The 13195-nt window shown below is 42.6% G+C and carries 17 protein-coding genes; 7 read left to right on the top strand and 10 right to left on the bottom strand.

Features of this window, described 5'->3' with window-relative positions:
- Nucleotides 1-43: 43 nt before the first annotated feature.
- The 3 genes from npdG to L6E24_RS13790 form a co-directional block, all read right to left on the bottom strand.
- Nucleotides 44-694 (bottom strand): NADPH-dependent F420 reductase, encoded by a 651-nt coding sequence (gene npdG / locus L6E24_RS13800; RefSeq protein WP_257742529.1) that lies wholly within the window; start codon nt 692-694, stop codon nt 44-46.
- 64 nt (nt 695-758) lie between these two features.
- Nucleotides 759-1649: an Mrp/NBP35 family ATP-binding protein gene (locus L6E24_RS13795; RefSeq protein WP_257742528.1), complete on the bottom strand. Its 891-nt coding sequence runs from the start codon at nt 1647-1649 to the stop codon at nt 759-761.
- Nucleotides 1650-1835: 186 nt separating this feature from the next.
- Nucleotides 1836-2087 (bottom strand): hypothetical protein, encoded by a 252-nt coding sequence (locus L6E24_RS13790; protein WP_257742527.1) that lies wholly within the window; start codon nt 2085-2087, stop codon nt 1836-1838.
- Here L6E24_RS13790 and L6E24_RS13785 point away from each other — a divergent pair.
- Nucleotides 2086-3366 (top strand): deoxyguanosinetriphosphate triphosphohydrolase family protein, encoded by a 1281-nt coding sequence (locus L6E24_RS13785; RefSeq protein ID WP_257742526.1) that lies wholly within the window; start codon nt 2086-2088, stop codon nt 3364-3366. The genes L6E24_RS13790 and L6E24_RS13785 overlap by 2 nt on opposite strands.
- A gap of 250 nt (nt 3367-3616) precedes the next feature.
- On the opposite strand, the gene L6E24_RS13780 is transcribed toward L6E24_RS13785, so the two are convergent.
- From L6E24_RS13780 to L6E24_RS13755, 6 genes are all read right to left on the bottom strand, one after another.
- Nucleotides 3617-3973: a transcriptional regulator gene (locus tag L6E24_RS13780; RefSeq protein WP_257742525.1), complete on the bottom strand. Its 357-nt coding sequence runs from the start codon at nt 3971-3973 to the stop codon at nt 3617-3619.
- Complete coding sequence (locus L6E24_RS13775; RefSeq protein ID WP_257742524.1) at nt 3970-4233, bottom strand: MarR family transcriptional regulator; 264 nt, start codon at nt 4231-4233, stop codon at nt 3970-3972. Before L6E24_RS13775 ends, L6E24_RS13780 begins: the two co-directional genes overlap by 4 nt.
- Nucleotides 4234-4637: 404 nt before the next feature.
- The gene (locus L6E24_RS13770) at nt 4638-5804 is read right to left on the bottom strand and encodes a M20/M25/M40 family metallo-hydrolase (protein WP_257742523.1); all 1167 of its coding nucleotides are present in this window, start codon (nt 5802-5804) and stop codon (nt 4638-4640) included.
- A gap of 45 nt (nt 5805-5849) precedes the next feature.
- Nucleotides 5850-6362, bottom strand: coding sequence for a hypothetical protein (locus L6E24_RS13765; protein WP_257742522.1), 513 nt, complete (start codon nt 6360-6362; stop codon nt 5850-5852).
- 278 nt (nt 6363-6640) lie between these two features.
- Nucleotides 6641-7522 (bottom strand): GTP 3',8-cyclase MoaA, encoded by an 882-nt coding sequence (gene moaA, locus L6E24_RS13760; RefSeq protein ID WP_257742521.1) that lies wholly within the window; start codon nt 7520-7522, stop codon nt 6641-6643.
- Nucleotides 7506-8114, bottom strand: a complete 609-nt coding sequence (locus tag L6E24_RS13755; RefSeq protein ID WP_257742520.1) for an RlmE family RNA methyltransferase — start codon at nt 8112-8114, stop codon at nt 7506-7508. Before L6E24_RS13755 ends, moaA begins: the two co-directional genes overlap by 17 nt.
- A 105-nt stretch (nt 8115-8219) precedes the next feature.
- Here L6E24_RS13755 and L6E24_RS13750 point away from each other — a divergent pair, with 105 nt between their 5' ends.
- Together L6E24_RS13750 and L6E24_RS13745 are read left to right on the top strand one after the other, a co-directional pair.
- Nucleotides 8220-8963, top strand: a complete 744-nt coding sequence (locus L6E24_RS13750; RefSeq protein WP_257742519.1) for a DNA polymerase sliding clamp — start codon at nt 8220-8222, stop codon at nt 8961-8963.
- Nucleotides 8964-8965: 2 nt separating this feature from the next.
- Entirely contained in the window at nt 8966-10120 is a 1155-nt protein-coding gene (locus L6E24_RS13745; protein ID WP_257742518.1) for a DNA primase large subunit PriL, read from the top strand.
- A 164-nt stretch (nt 10121-10284) separates the two neighbouring features.
- Here the strand turns inward: L6E24_RS13745 and L6E24_RS13740 are convergent, their stop codons facing one another.
- Nucleotides 10285-10473: a hypothetical protein gene (locus L6E24_RS13740; RefSeq protein ID WP_257742517.1), complete on the bottom strand. Its 189-nt coding sequence runs from the start codon at nt 10471-10473 to the stop codon at nt 10285-10287.
- Between the two features lie 117 nt (nt 10474-10590).
- On the opposite strand from L6E24_RS13740, the gene L6E24_RS13735 reads away from it, so the two are divergent.
- Genes L6E24_RS13735 through dapB form a run of 4 tightly spaced genes read left to right on the top strand, consistent with a single transcriptional unit; the run spans nt 10591 to nt 12986 of the window.
- Entirely contained in the window at nt 10591-11142 is a 552-nt protein-coding gene (locus L6E24_RS13735) for a thiamine-phosphate synthase family protein (RefSeq protein ID WP_257742516.1), read from the top strand.
- Between the two features lie 9 nt (nt 11143-11151).
- Nucleotides 11152-11343, top strand: coding sequence for a 30S ribosomal protein S17e (locus tag L6E24_RS13730; protein ID WP_257742515.1), 192 nt, complete (start codon nt 11152-11154; stop codon nt 11341-11343).
- 7 nt (nt 11344-11350) lie between these two features.
- Nucleotides 11351-12226: a 4-hydroxy-tetrahydrodipicolinate synthase gene (gene dapA, locus L6E24_RS13725; protein ID WP_257742514.1), complete on the top strand. Its 876-nt coding sequence runs from the start codon at nt 11351-11353 to the stop codon at nt 12224-12226.
- Complete coding sequence (gene dapB / locus L6E24_RS13720) at nt 12219-12986, top strand: 4-hydroxy-tetrahydrodipicolinate reductase (protein WP_257742513.1); 768 nt, start codon at nt 12219-12221, stop codon at nt 12984-12986. The genes dapA and dapB overlap by 8 nt, the downstream gene beginning before the upstream one ends.
- Nucleotides 12987-13195 lie beyond the last annotated feature (209 nt).

Genomic DNA, 13195 nt, shown 5'->3' with positions numbered 1-13195 from the left:
ATATCAGACATAAAATTCACCGCGTGAGCGGGCAGCATTTCAGTTAAAAGAACTTAATCCCGACATCTCTCATATTATTATATTTTGCAATATTCAGAATCAGAGGAGTCATACTCTCAACAATGCCGGACATCTCAAGCGGGCCGCCGTCAAGAGCTTTCAGTTCAGATATGCTGTTTACAAGGTCCATCACAGTCTTTTTGGCATCTTCATCATCGCTGCATACCACTACAGAATAGTTTAGTTCTTCACTGATCCTCTTCCATTTCTGTGCAGAGATGTTGTTGAATGCCGCAACTATACATGAACTTTCCGGAAGCAGACTCTTTATCTTAAGTGCAGCTGATCCCTCTGCCGGCGGATCAAAAAAGAAGTAATCTTTTTTAGAGATCGGATTTACCGGTGTAATCACAATCTTATCTTCAAAACCGGTAAGTCCTGCCAGTGTTGACTCCAGATGCTTATAATTGACTGAGAGAATAACGATATCTGCATCATCAACAGCTTCCTGATTGGTCGCCCCTATGCATTTTGCCTCTATCCCTTTCCCACGGAGATCTTCAGTGAGGCACTCTCCCATGGTACAGGCCCTCTCTTTATTCCTTGACCCTATTATTATCTCATGCTCATGCGAAAGACGATGGGCAAGGCCTTCCCCGATATCACCTGTGCCGCCAATAATACCTATTTTCATTAATTATTGATGAGAATTAAGAGAATAAATAGATAATCAGAAAAAAGTAATTATTTTAAAATTTTTAATCTTTGATCTGCTTCAGAATGTTTTCCATTACATCATCAACGTGCTGCCAGGTGACCTTGTTCTGCTCTGTTCCGTCACGCCTCACAATGAATGGTTTTCCGGAATCACCAGCTTCACACATCTCTTTGTCAAGCGGAATTGAACCAAGATACGGAACATTAAGCTCCTCAGCTGCTTTTTCTCCGCCTCCCTTGCCAAAGAGATCAATCGCTTCACCACAGTGTGGACATGTAAATCCACTCATGTTTTCAATGATTCCAAGAACTTTGAGGTTTACCTGCTCAATGAACTTCACAGACTTAGAGGAATCAAGGATAGCAACTTCCTGTGGAGTTGTAACAATGACCGCACCGGCAATATTCGGTGCAAGCTGAGCAACAGCAAGGGCTTCATCCCCTGTGCCCGGCGGAAGGTCAACCACCAGGAAATCAAGTTCTCCCCATTCGGTATCCTCAAGGAACTGTTTAATTGCAGTATTCTTCATCGGGCCGCGCCAGATGACCGGGCTTGTTTTTTCAGGAAGGAGAAATGCCATTGATACTACTGACAGATTACCGGTAATCTTTACAGGTGAGATCTTCTTGCCATCAAAGGATGTAAGCTTTTCAGCCTCAATTCCAAGCATCTTAGGGATATTCGGGCCGTGAATATCCATATCGGCAATACCGGTAGTGTAGCCCTTATTGGAGAGTGCCATTGCAAGGTTTGTTGATACAGTACTCTTGCCGACACCACCTTTGCCACTCAGTACAAGAATGACATGCCTCACATTCATATCCACTTTCTTCGCAATTCCTGACTCAGCCTTCTTTGGATCATTGCATCCTGCTGCTGAAGGGCAGCTGCTGCAGTTTCCGTCACATTCGGAATTATTGTTATCTGCCATATTTTTCTCCAAAAAAATTTATTATGATCTAATATTGAATTTCTTTTAAAAATAAAGGTATCAATTTCTGCATAGAGAATTCAGAATAATCTTAAATATCATAGATATATCGGAGTCAAATTTTAAAAACACGCATTAATCAAAAAAAGTGAATTCAGGAATAAAAAAAAGAAAATTCAGGATAAATTACTTTGAAATATACACAATTGTGAATCTAATCTCCACAGAACTTTCAGAGATGCACAGCATCTTCCGGCAGCAGAAACCATTTATTATTTCCGGAATTATATATGCATAGAGTATCAGCATCGAAAAACTGGAAAAAGATTTGATAACCGACCTGATTATTGAATAGATAACACCGGCAAAAACCGGAAGATACAACGATATTAATGCGGTGAACTCAGGATATGAATTTCCGGGAAAGAATACAGCCATGAAAATCTCCAGACAGATAATTCCAAAAGAAAAATCAGACCCTGAGACACAGGAAGGCACATATAAATCATATTCAAAGATACAGGAAGGAATAGAAGAATTCTACTCGCCTTATGCAACCCTTAACTCCCACGCAGTACGAAGAAAGAAGAGATATCCGGAAGATATAAGAACCGAATTTTCCCGCGACTGTGACAGGATAATTCACTCACGGGCATATTCGAGATATATCGACAAGACACAGGTATTCTATCTTGTATCAAATGACCACATAACGCACAGGGCACTGCACGTACAGATTGTATCAAGGATAGGCAGAACAATCGGAAGAAAGCTCAGACTTAATGAAGATCTGATTGAGGCTATCGCCACCGGACATGACATAGGTCACCCGCCATATGGCCATACAGGAGAGAAAATTCTTTCAGAACTGAGTGAAAAACACGATTCATACAGATTCAGGCACAATGTCCAGAGCATACGGTTCCTGGACATAATTGAAGATTCAGACCTGACACTTCAGGTGCTTGACGGCATATTATGCCATGACGGAGAATCAAATCAGGGACGGCTCTCATACAGCAGATATTCTTCATGGAACATCTTTGATGAGAAGATCTATGCCGCACAAAACGGAGATCTTAGAGGGAGTAGTCTCTATCCTTCAACACCGGAAGGCTGTGTGGTCAGGCTGGCAGACACTATTGCATATATCGGAAGGGACATTCAGGACGCTATAGAGATAGGTCTTCTGCCGGCAGATGTAGAACTTCCCGGCAGCGCCGCTGAAATACTTGGGCTTGACAACCGGACGATTGTAAACAGCCTGATTATGGATCTTATTGAAAACAGCAGCAGAGACTATCCGGGTACCAGCAAAAATTCAGTTAAAAACCCCGTTGAAAATCCCGGTAAAAACTCCACTGAGGATGAACCCACAATAGGTTATTCAGACAGAACAGCCGGTGCACTCCGGGAACTTAAAGAATTCAATTATAAATATATATACAACAATAAAAAACTTACATCACAGAAGAAAAAGATTGTATTTATGTATGAATTTCTCTTTGAGACCTATCTTGAGGACCTCGAAAACGAGAATAAAAAATCCAGGATATATTCAGAATTTATCGAAACATATGGTAAAAATCCCGATTATCTCAGAAATGCGTCATCTTCTGAGATCGTCTCAGACTACATAGCCGGCATGACAGACAGTTATTTTGAGCGGAGATTTACAGAGTCTGTAATTCCGGACAGGATTATCGGGAAATTCTGATTCATACTACAGAGAAGAGAAGATAAAATAAATTTCGGCCCTTAACTGACATCGCCTACTTACACAGGAGGCTTTCCAGCCGGAAACAGGCAAATACAATAGATTCGGCCATAAAACCAAGGCTAAAGCACCCAATGCCTCCCAAATTATCCACACCCTGCGGAGCAGGAGATAAAACCGGGACAAAAGGGCGATAAAACAGAGGCCGACTAACAATAAAATTCAGGAAGAACTCTCTAAAAAAGAATTATTATTTAGATTCCGCTTTATTACCAGATTCAATAAAAAAGCCGGAATTTTCTTTCATCATATAAACACAGCGGCAGATATCACATATAGTAACAGCTCCTTCACCACTAATGACACCATCTGCCCATGAATCTATAATTCTGTCAAGTTCCTCAGACATCTTGACATCTCTGCACCCTCTTTTTTTATTCAGATACTGCGACACTGCTGAACGGGAGATACCCATCCACTTTGCTACTTTCACCTGTGGAATACCACGATCATGCACAAGCCGGCAGACAAGTTCTGCCCGTATGTATGGGAGATAATCTCTGACAATCTCATCACATATCGTGATATTACAGACAGGGTACTTCATGCTGTAGCCGCTTCAGATGAATCCTCGATAAGAATCTTCTTCTGGTAAAGAACCTGACGGGCATCACGGAAATTGAATTTCTCAATGATATATCCATTCTCTTTCAGGCGCTTTAATGCGTAGCGTATGGTCCTCGGGGCAATCTCTGCCACTTCAGTCATGTCCTTGAATGTTCTGGGCTCACCATCTTCAAGCAGGTTGAGAACCGTTCTTGCTGATGGAGGAAGCCGAACTTTGTTCACACCGTTAACAACTGTCATAGACCATAATTAACACCAATAGTATAAATAACTTCCCCAACAATTGTTGAAATAATAGCAAATTCGGGATAAATGGATCTGGTTGGAGCATTATGGTATATCCATGTAACGATCAATACAGATATTAATTAATTATTGTCCGGTCTTTTAAGCCACATTATGGGCAGATACACAGATATTAAAAAAGCGCGACCGGCAGAAGAATAATTCACAACACAGATCAGACAAAAACAAACCTAAAAATACAGTTAAAATGAAAAAAACACCACTAGATTCCAAAAATATAATATTCAGACATCCGGCGCAGAGAAAGATCACGAAAGGGTGCCGCATCATTAACCGGAAAAAATCCAGACACAGGATCAACACACTCTTATTTATAACAATTCATCCACACCTGTAATTCACACATACCTGCGGATCAGACTACTGTAAACATCAACCGATCTGCGCAGATTTGCAACAGAGACCTTTTCATCAATTGCATGAAGGAGATCTATCTCACCAGGCCCATATTCAAGGGCAGAAAAACCCACATCACGAAGAAACCTTGCATCAGTAGCCGCCCACTGAACAAAAGGAAATGACCTGCTTTGGTAAACACCCTCAATGGAAGAACAGGTATTTTTAACAATATCCGTATCCGCTCCCGTAACAGACGGATTCCCGGACTCCATAATTTTTATAGTGGCAGAACCGGCATGATCCGTAATTTCGCATAAAAGCTCTTCAGGGCTGCACCCCCAGGGAATCCTCATCTCCAGATCAAGAGAACACTTTTCAGCAACAATGTTTGTCTTCTCCCCGCCACTAATCGTACCCGGATTATATGTAATTCTCCTGAGCACATTTTCAATACCGGAAATATCAAAGATATCTCCCAAAAGTGTAGCAGAATCATCAATCAGACCCGAAAATCCGGGTTCAACCTCAAAATCCCGGCTGCCAAGATCACGGACAAAACCCATGAAATCAAGGGCATTCATTATTGCACTATCACCTACATGAGGATATAATGAACCATGACCCGGCTTACCAGTAAAGTCCAGATTTATCCTCAGCAGACCTTTCTGCCCGATTGAAGGATTAAGTGCAGGAGTCGGTTCAGCTATAAGGCAGTCACATGGTTCAAAGAGCTTCTCCTCAACAATATGCCTCATCCCGTATCTGCCACCATTCTCCTCATCACAGACAAAACAGAGATTTGCATTGACCCGGCCCTTTCTCTCATACTCCATAAAAAAAGCCGACAGTAGGGCCGCACAACCGCCCTTCATATCAGTCGAACCACGGCCGTGAACGAAACCGCCATCTATATCCCCTCCAAATGGGTCTCTCTCCCAGCGGTCCGCAATCGCAGGGACAACATCAAGGTGCCCGGCAAGAAGAAGAGGCATTTCACCAAAATCAGTCAGTATATTATCTCTTCCACCCTCATTTCCGGTAATGACATACGGAATCTTCCTCTCATCAAAGAGTTCTGCAATGAAAGAGACTGCACTCTCCGTATTCCCCGGAGGATTTTCCGTATTTATCTTAACAAGTTCAGAGCATAACCTTTCAACTTCCATAACACAGACACCCCGATATTCTCAGTATAAACCGGCTACCCTCTCCTACTTCTGCCGGGAGTTCATAAACTCTGTAAAGAGCAGGTCCAGAGATGCACCTTTGTACATACTTCTGATAAACTGTAATGAGAAGAACTCATCAATCCACCTGTTAAACATCCTGACCTCAGTAGGCTGGTTTGAATCCGGATCAATTGCAATCCTGTAACTCCTGTAAGCCGCCGGAGTCCTCTTATCATATATCGCCTTCCACAGTGAAGGCAGTGCATCAAATTTATCCCGGTGATTCTCCTTCATCCAGTTTATAAATTCAGGGAAATAAACGCGATCCCCTTTCTTCTCCTCATCAATTCTCCAGCGCATGTATTCCATATTCATCTTATTCCTGAGGTTATGGTAATTATATGCAAGAATACATATGGAATAATCAATATGTGCAACTGAATCCATGAAATAGAAGTACAATACGGGATTAAAATCACCTACACACTCAAGAACAAGTGATTTACTGTATAAATTATCCAGCACATGGTTATATTCATTTTTTTCATATAGCATAACTACCAGTTAAACCCCTGTTAAAAAATAATTTTGCAAAAAGATCAGGGAACAGGCATCTGAATAAGAGATAATAAAACAAAACAGAACCATCATCAGGAAGACATCCAGAACTGTCAATTATGACATCAGAATCGTCAATTATGACATCACTCAGTCAGAATTCCGGCAAATAAGCCGCGAATAAAAAATACATCAATCTATACTATAGCATATGAAATAATTCAAAAAACAGAATTTAATTAATTCTGTCGGAATTTACCGATTTATAAGAGAAATCACTTAAAATACGGCTCTCTTAATTCCGCAGCCCGGATAAAAGCTTTATTCATTTCATCCTCAGAAAGGCCCCTGACATTCACATGATTGTCATGCCTCAGCAGGCATGGTTTAAGGCAGCCATCCGAAGTTACTCTGAGACGGTTGCAGTTTGCACAGAATTCCTTATTGTGCATAGGGCGGACAACCTCAATCTCTGCGCCGTCAAGGCAGTACTTTTTCCGGTGATGCATCCGGCGCGTAATTATCAGTTTTGAACGGTTCTGAAGATCTTTCTCAAGTTCATCGACATTTGTAATGGCACCGGGGTCATTAAAATCCATCAGTTCAATAAACTGAAGAATAATTTCCCGCCTTCCTCTTGCAAAGTCCACAAAATCCTCAAGCTCATCATCATTTACACCTTTAAGCATAACGACATTGATCTTAACGGGCGTAAGTTTTGCCTCAACAGCTGCCTCAATGCCTTCGAGAACATCAGAGAGCATACCCTTTCCGGCAATCTCCTTATATTTCTCCGGATTTAAAGAATCAAGACTTATATTTACTCTTGAAAGCCCGGCATCCTTCAGATCATGCGCAATAGGTGCAAGGAGAGTACCATTTGTAGTCATTGAAGACTCCATTGAGTCAGGAACCGCAGCGACAATATCACAGATGTCCTTCCTGACAGTCGGCTCACCGCCGGTAATCTTCACACTACTTATTCCAAAACCGGATGCCACATTAAATATATCTGAGATCTCCTCAAGTGACATCTCCGCGCCTGGATTATCCTCCCCTTCACGATGACAGTACATACAGTTAAGATTGCACCGGGAAGTGATGCTGATTCTCAGATTTGAAATTTTCCTGCCATAATTATCAGTCAGTTTCTGCATTTATTTTTCCTTTGAAATTTTTTGCAATAATATATACTTCAGTGCTCCCCCTTCTCGATGCCCTGGTCCGGTAAACCTTTACTGCATAAAAATTCTGTCTCATTTCATTAAGAAGTTCCTGAAACATCTCTCCCTGAAAAGACTTTATGATGAAGTTCCCTCCCGGCTTTAACATCCGGCACGCAAAGTAAAGCGCCCCTTCATTAAGCCCGATAGCTCTTGCCTGATCATATGACTTATTACCTGCAAACTGCGGCGCGGCATCACAGAGAACAATACCAACATTATTCTCGCCAGTCAGAGCGATGACCTTATCCTGAATCTCTTTTTTTGTGAAATCACCTCTGATTGAATGCGTTCCATCTAAGGGAACTATGGTATTGAGATCAATACCAATGATCATTCCGCCGGTAATGCCCTTTACGACCTGCATCCAGCTGCCGGGAGCCGCACCGAGGTCAACCACATTGTCATCCTCACGTATCAGTCCGAATTTTTTCTGAATCTCTTCCAGTTTGTAAGCAGCTCTTGATCTGTAACCTTCGCTCTTTGACCTGCGATAGTACTTATCTGCTCCCCATTGAGAACCCATTGTCCGTATTTATCCTCCTTTTTTTAAATATCAAAGTTCAAACATTAGATATAATTAAAAATTATGCTAATCTAGTTTATAATAGACTTTGTAAAGGGGAAAGAAATGTTAAAAGCAGAAATAAACACAGATGTCTTTAAAGAGGCTATTGATGTAATCGCCGCCCTGGTAACAGAGTGCCGGCTGCACATAAGCCCTGACGGAATAACCACACGCGCCGTTGATACGGCAAACGTTGCAATGATCTCTTTAACCCTCAGTTCAGGAGCTTTTACATCCTACGATGCAACCGAAACCGAGATCGGTCTTGACATCAACAAGGTGAAAAATATTCTTGGAATGATGGGCAAAGATGAAATACTCTCACTTGAAATTCCCGATGACAGTCACAAGATGGAGATGGCATTCGGAGGATACAAGTATTCAATCGCCCTTCTGGACGTAAATACGGTGAGAAAAGATCCAAATCCCCCGTCAATTGATCTTCCGGGAAAGGCAGTAATCTCAGGTTCAGACTTAAACAGCTCCATAAAAGCTGCATCACTCGTATCAGACAAGATTGCCTTTGGAATCAACCCGGAAAAGCCCACATTCTTCATGGAGGCAGACGGAGATACCGATCACATCAATCTTGAGCTTGAACAGGACCAGCTTGAATCTATCACACCTGCTGAAGCAAAATCCCTCTTCTCTCTTGACTATCTGCGCGACATGGGGAAAGTTATGGGAAAATCAGACAGAGTGGAGATAGATATTGGTATGGATCACCCTGTAAAATTCGGCTTTGAAATTGCTCAGGGCAATGGAAAAGTTGAATTCCTTCTGGCACCCCGTATTGAAACAGACTGAAAATGCCTGTCGAATTTGACAAAAAAGATCTGGCAAAATATCCTTTTTTAAAAGAAGCGCATGAGATCGTCAGCAGCAGTGCGTATTCACTGGATAACTTCCTTAAAAGCCGCACTGGAACTGAAATCTCAAAAAATGCAGCAGAGAGGGTAAAAAAGGCTATAAAACCCCCTTACATATTTGAGAATATACGCAACGAATTTCCGGAGGGTGAGATTATGGCATATGCCATCTCAAGGGTAATTGTCTCGTGCATGAAGGAAAGAGCAGTAATAGATAAAATATGCCGCTATGAATCTGAAAAAGCATATTTTTACCTTCAGACCGAAGATAAGGACAAGAAAGATTATATCTCCCAAAGCATGGGAATTGACCCGTCATCTGATGAAATTCCGGTGCACAGATATGTAAGTCTTGTCCCAAACTTAAGAGATTCAAAATGGCAGCTCATAAACCGTGAACTGAGTAGCGGAATGGTCAGAATAACAAATGAAGAGAGAAATGAGCTGTTAAAAGAGAGAATAAGAACCGTACTCCACCAGCAGCTTCCTTTTCCTGTGTCTGACTCCATATGCGATCTATTAAAACCGGCAACTGAAGAAATTTCAGTAAATTATAAGCAGATGATATTTGAGCAGTTCGGAACTCTGGACGAGGGATCATTCCCGCCGTGCATGAAAGCAATAATTGCGGCAGTCTCTGAAGGGACAAACATCCCACATACCGCAAGGTTTGCCGTGACGGCATTTATGCACACAATCGGAATGGACCTTCACCAGATAGTCGAAGTCTATACGAGAGCACCGGATTTTGACGTACAGAAGACAATGTACCAGGTCGAGCATATCTCCGGAAGGGGCGGCACAGAATACACACCTCCCGGATGCGCGACAATGAAAACATACGGACTGTGCATAAACCCGGATGCCATCTGCAAAAACAAATCTGTTACCCATCCACTGTGGTACTACAAGCAGAAGAAAAAGATGTCTGCCCAGAAAAAGGCCTGGGATGAGAAGAATAAAAGCAGATTACAGAAAAAAGAGCAGGCAGGGAAGACAAAAACCGGAAATGTCGGAAATAAAAAATCCAGAATCGGAGAAATAAAATCCAAAACCGGAAATAAAAGCAATAATAAGAGAAAAATTACCGACTGAATAATATTGTCCGGAGTACTAACACTCCGGAAAAAATAAAATTCTGACTGTAATTCATATTTAACAACAGGAAAACCCGCAGATATCTTCACCAATTAACTTTTCAGGCAGGACGTTTCCCTGTGCAGTCAGCGGTGATTGACCCTGCCCCCTTTTAATCACAGTTAATTCTTATCCGGAAATGCCCCTGATATGTAAAATCCTCCGGCTGTCATAACAATAATAAACAGGACAATGGAAGCAATAACTGCATACCCGCCGGGGATGAAGACCGGAAATAACGCAAGACTGATAATAAGTGCGATTAAACTTACAACCGCTATTGAGCAATCTGTAACGACCTGCTGATTCATAAAAATAATCTTTTATTCAAAGGTAAAATAAGTCACCCATCCGCAACTGTTCTGCAATCCTATACATAGAGCCAAAGGGATCATATAATATCTGAAAAACAGAAATTTCATGATTGGATGAACGAAGAGAAGGAAGAGATATTCCGGCGGATAAAAACAGCGTTAAAAATCCTTAAAGATGATTTAGAACCGGAAATTATACCAGAATCAGGAATGGCCATCGCCTTTGCACTGGAGAATGCAATAGATCCACAGGAGGTTTTTGGCCCGTCAGAGAGAGTTACAGTATCTGAAGAGAAGATAACAATCCCTTCCGGAATTGTGCCCGGCGCGGATGAGGAGATCTCAGCAGTAATTCTCACTGCAGTGAAATATGACAGAACAATACGATCTGCAGCAAATATCAGATATTCAGAAGAACTCATCAGGGCAGTTTCGGACTACTTTCCTGATGTCAGATCTTTTGACCCGGAAAGAGAGCCGCCAACAGCTGCATCAATGGACTGGGGCGTTGCAGCATGCTGCGGGGAGGACAATATTCCCGATGTTATTTTTAACCGTGAAAGCACATTAAGAGAGGGCAGAATACTGATCTTTGGTGAAGATCCGGTAGAGACAGTCAGAAATATTATTAATCTTCAAAGGCGCATAAATAATAAAAACCAATAGGTAATCAACATGGGAATTAAACCAACATACATAAAGGCACTTTGCCAGGAACTTCTGGCAAAGCACGGTGAGAAGTTTACAAACGATTTTGACGCAAACAAGCTGGCTGTATCTGAAGTTGCAGTGATAAGCTCAAAGAAGGTACGCAACAGAGTAGCCGGCAATATTACAAGAAAGGTAAATAGGAAGAGAGTCATATAAACACTCCATGTTTGAGGGTGTATATCCAGCATTAATCACTCCTTTTAAGGACAATTCAGAGAGAGATCTTGATCTTGAAGGATTGTCTTCCAACATTGAATTTCTTATCTCCAGAGGAGTTCACGGGGTAGTGCCCTGTGGATCAACCGGAGAATCAGCAACTCTGACTTTTGAAGAGCATGAGGTAGTTATCAGCCGGACGATTGAGGTCGTAAACGGTCGCGTGCCGGTTCTTGCGGGAACTGGCTCCAACAACACCTCAGAAGCCCTGAGATTCACCAAAGTGGCAAAGGATCTCGGAGCGGACGGTGTTCTGGTATTAAGCCCCTATTACAACAAGCCAAACCGTTCAGGACTGGTTAAGCATTATACAAAACTTGCCGATCTTGACATTCCGGTAATTGTGTATAATGTCCCCGGAAGGACAGGCCAGAACCTTGCAACGGATCTGATAGCCGAACTTGCAAAACATCCCTCTATTGTCGGAGTCAAAGAAGCTTCAGGGGATATCGTTCAGATGTCAAGAGTCATTGAAGATACTGCTGATGAGGATTTCAGTGTAATTTCCGGTGACGATGCAATGAGCCTTCCGCTCCTTGCACTCGGCGGAAGCGGAGTTATAAGCGTTGCAGCGAATATCATGCCTGAGCCGATGGTTGCCATGTATGAGAAATTTAAGTCCGGAGATCTTGCAGGAGCAAAGGAGATCCATTACAGGATGTCACCTCTTTTCAGATCCATGTTCATAGAGACAAATCCGATTCCGGTTAAGGCCGCATCAGGAATTCTTGGCATGGCCGCAGGGCCGCTCAGGCTTCCGCTCGACTACATGGAAGACGAAAAGGTCAGCGCACTTAAGGAGGTGCTTTCACAGTATGACTAAGATAGCAATATGCGGAGCACTGGGGCGCATGGGAAAGACCATTGCAACCCTTATTGACGAAGACCCTGCGCTTGAGTTTGTCGGCGGAGTGGATGTCGGAGAAGGCACCCTATTCGGTAAAAGGGTTGTCAGCTCAGATGACATTGATATTTTTCTGGCTGAGGATAAACCGGATGTCCTGATAGACTTCACCATAGCAGGTGCTGCGGTGAAGAACATTCAGGCCGCATCGAAAGCCGGCATTGCAGTTGTAGTCGGAACCACAGGCTTTTCTGAAGAACAGAAGGAAGAGAACAGAAATAATATCGAGGGCACTATTCCGGCAGTAATCTCAACCAACTTCAGCGTTGGCGTAAATATCTTCTGGAAGCTTGTCCGTGAGGCTGCAAAACAGCTCTCAGATTATGACATTGAGGTCACTGAAGCCCACCACCACTTCAAAAAGGATGCACCAAGCGGCACTGCAAAGACAATCCTTGAGATAATCAAAGAGGAAGCAGGAGATCGCGAGGAGATGTACGGGCGCGAAGGCATGGTTGGTGAGAGAGGAAAAGAGATTGGCGTGCACGTTATCCGGGGCGGCGATATAGTGGGAGATCACTCAGTTATGTTTGCAGGCAATAACGAAGTGATCGAACTTTCACACCGGGCATATGACCGCGCAGTCTTTGCACACGGAGTTATCAGATCTGCAAAGTGGATTGCAGGGAAAAAACCCGGCATTTACACGATGGATGATGTGCTTGGCCTGTCAGGCTAAGCCCTACCCATTATAAAATAATAAATCTGCCCGGAAAATGCAGATTTATTCAAAATTACATCTTTTTTACAGCAGGAACCTAATTACTAAGAACAGATCATCAGAGAGATTTTTATGACCGCAGGATTGACAGATTCATCAGCAGGCAAGTTCAGAGTGAACCTGAAGAGAATTATGATAATCAGGAAGTGCCGCTCAACAGGGGAACA

Origin of the sequence: Methanoplanus endosymbiosus (assembly GCF_024662215.1) — an archaeon.
Taxonomy (GTDB): domain Archaea; phylum Halobacteriota; class Methanomicrobia; order Methanomicrobiales; family Methanomicrobiaceae; genus Methanoplanus; species Methanoplanus endosymbiosus.
Note: the sequence above shows the minus strand (reverse complement) of the source record. Positions and strands in the feature narration are given on the sequence as shown.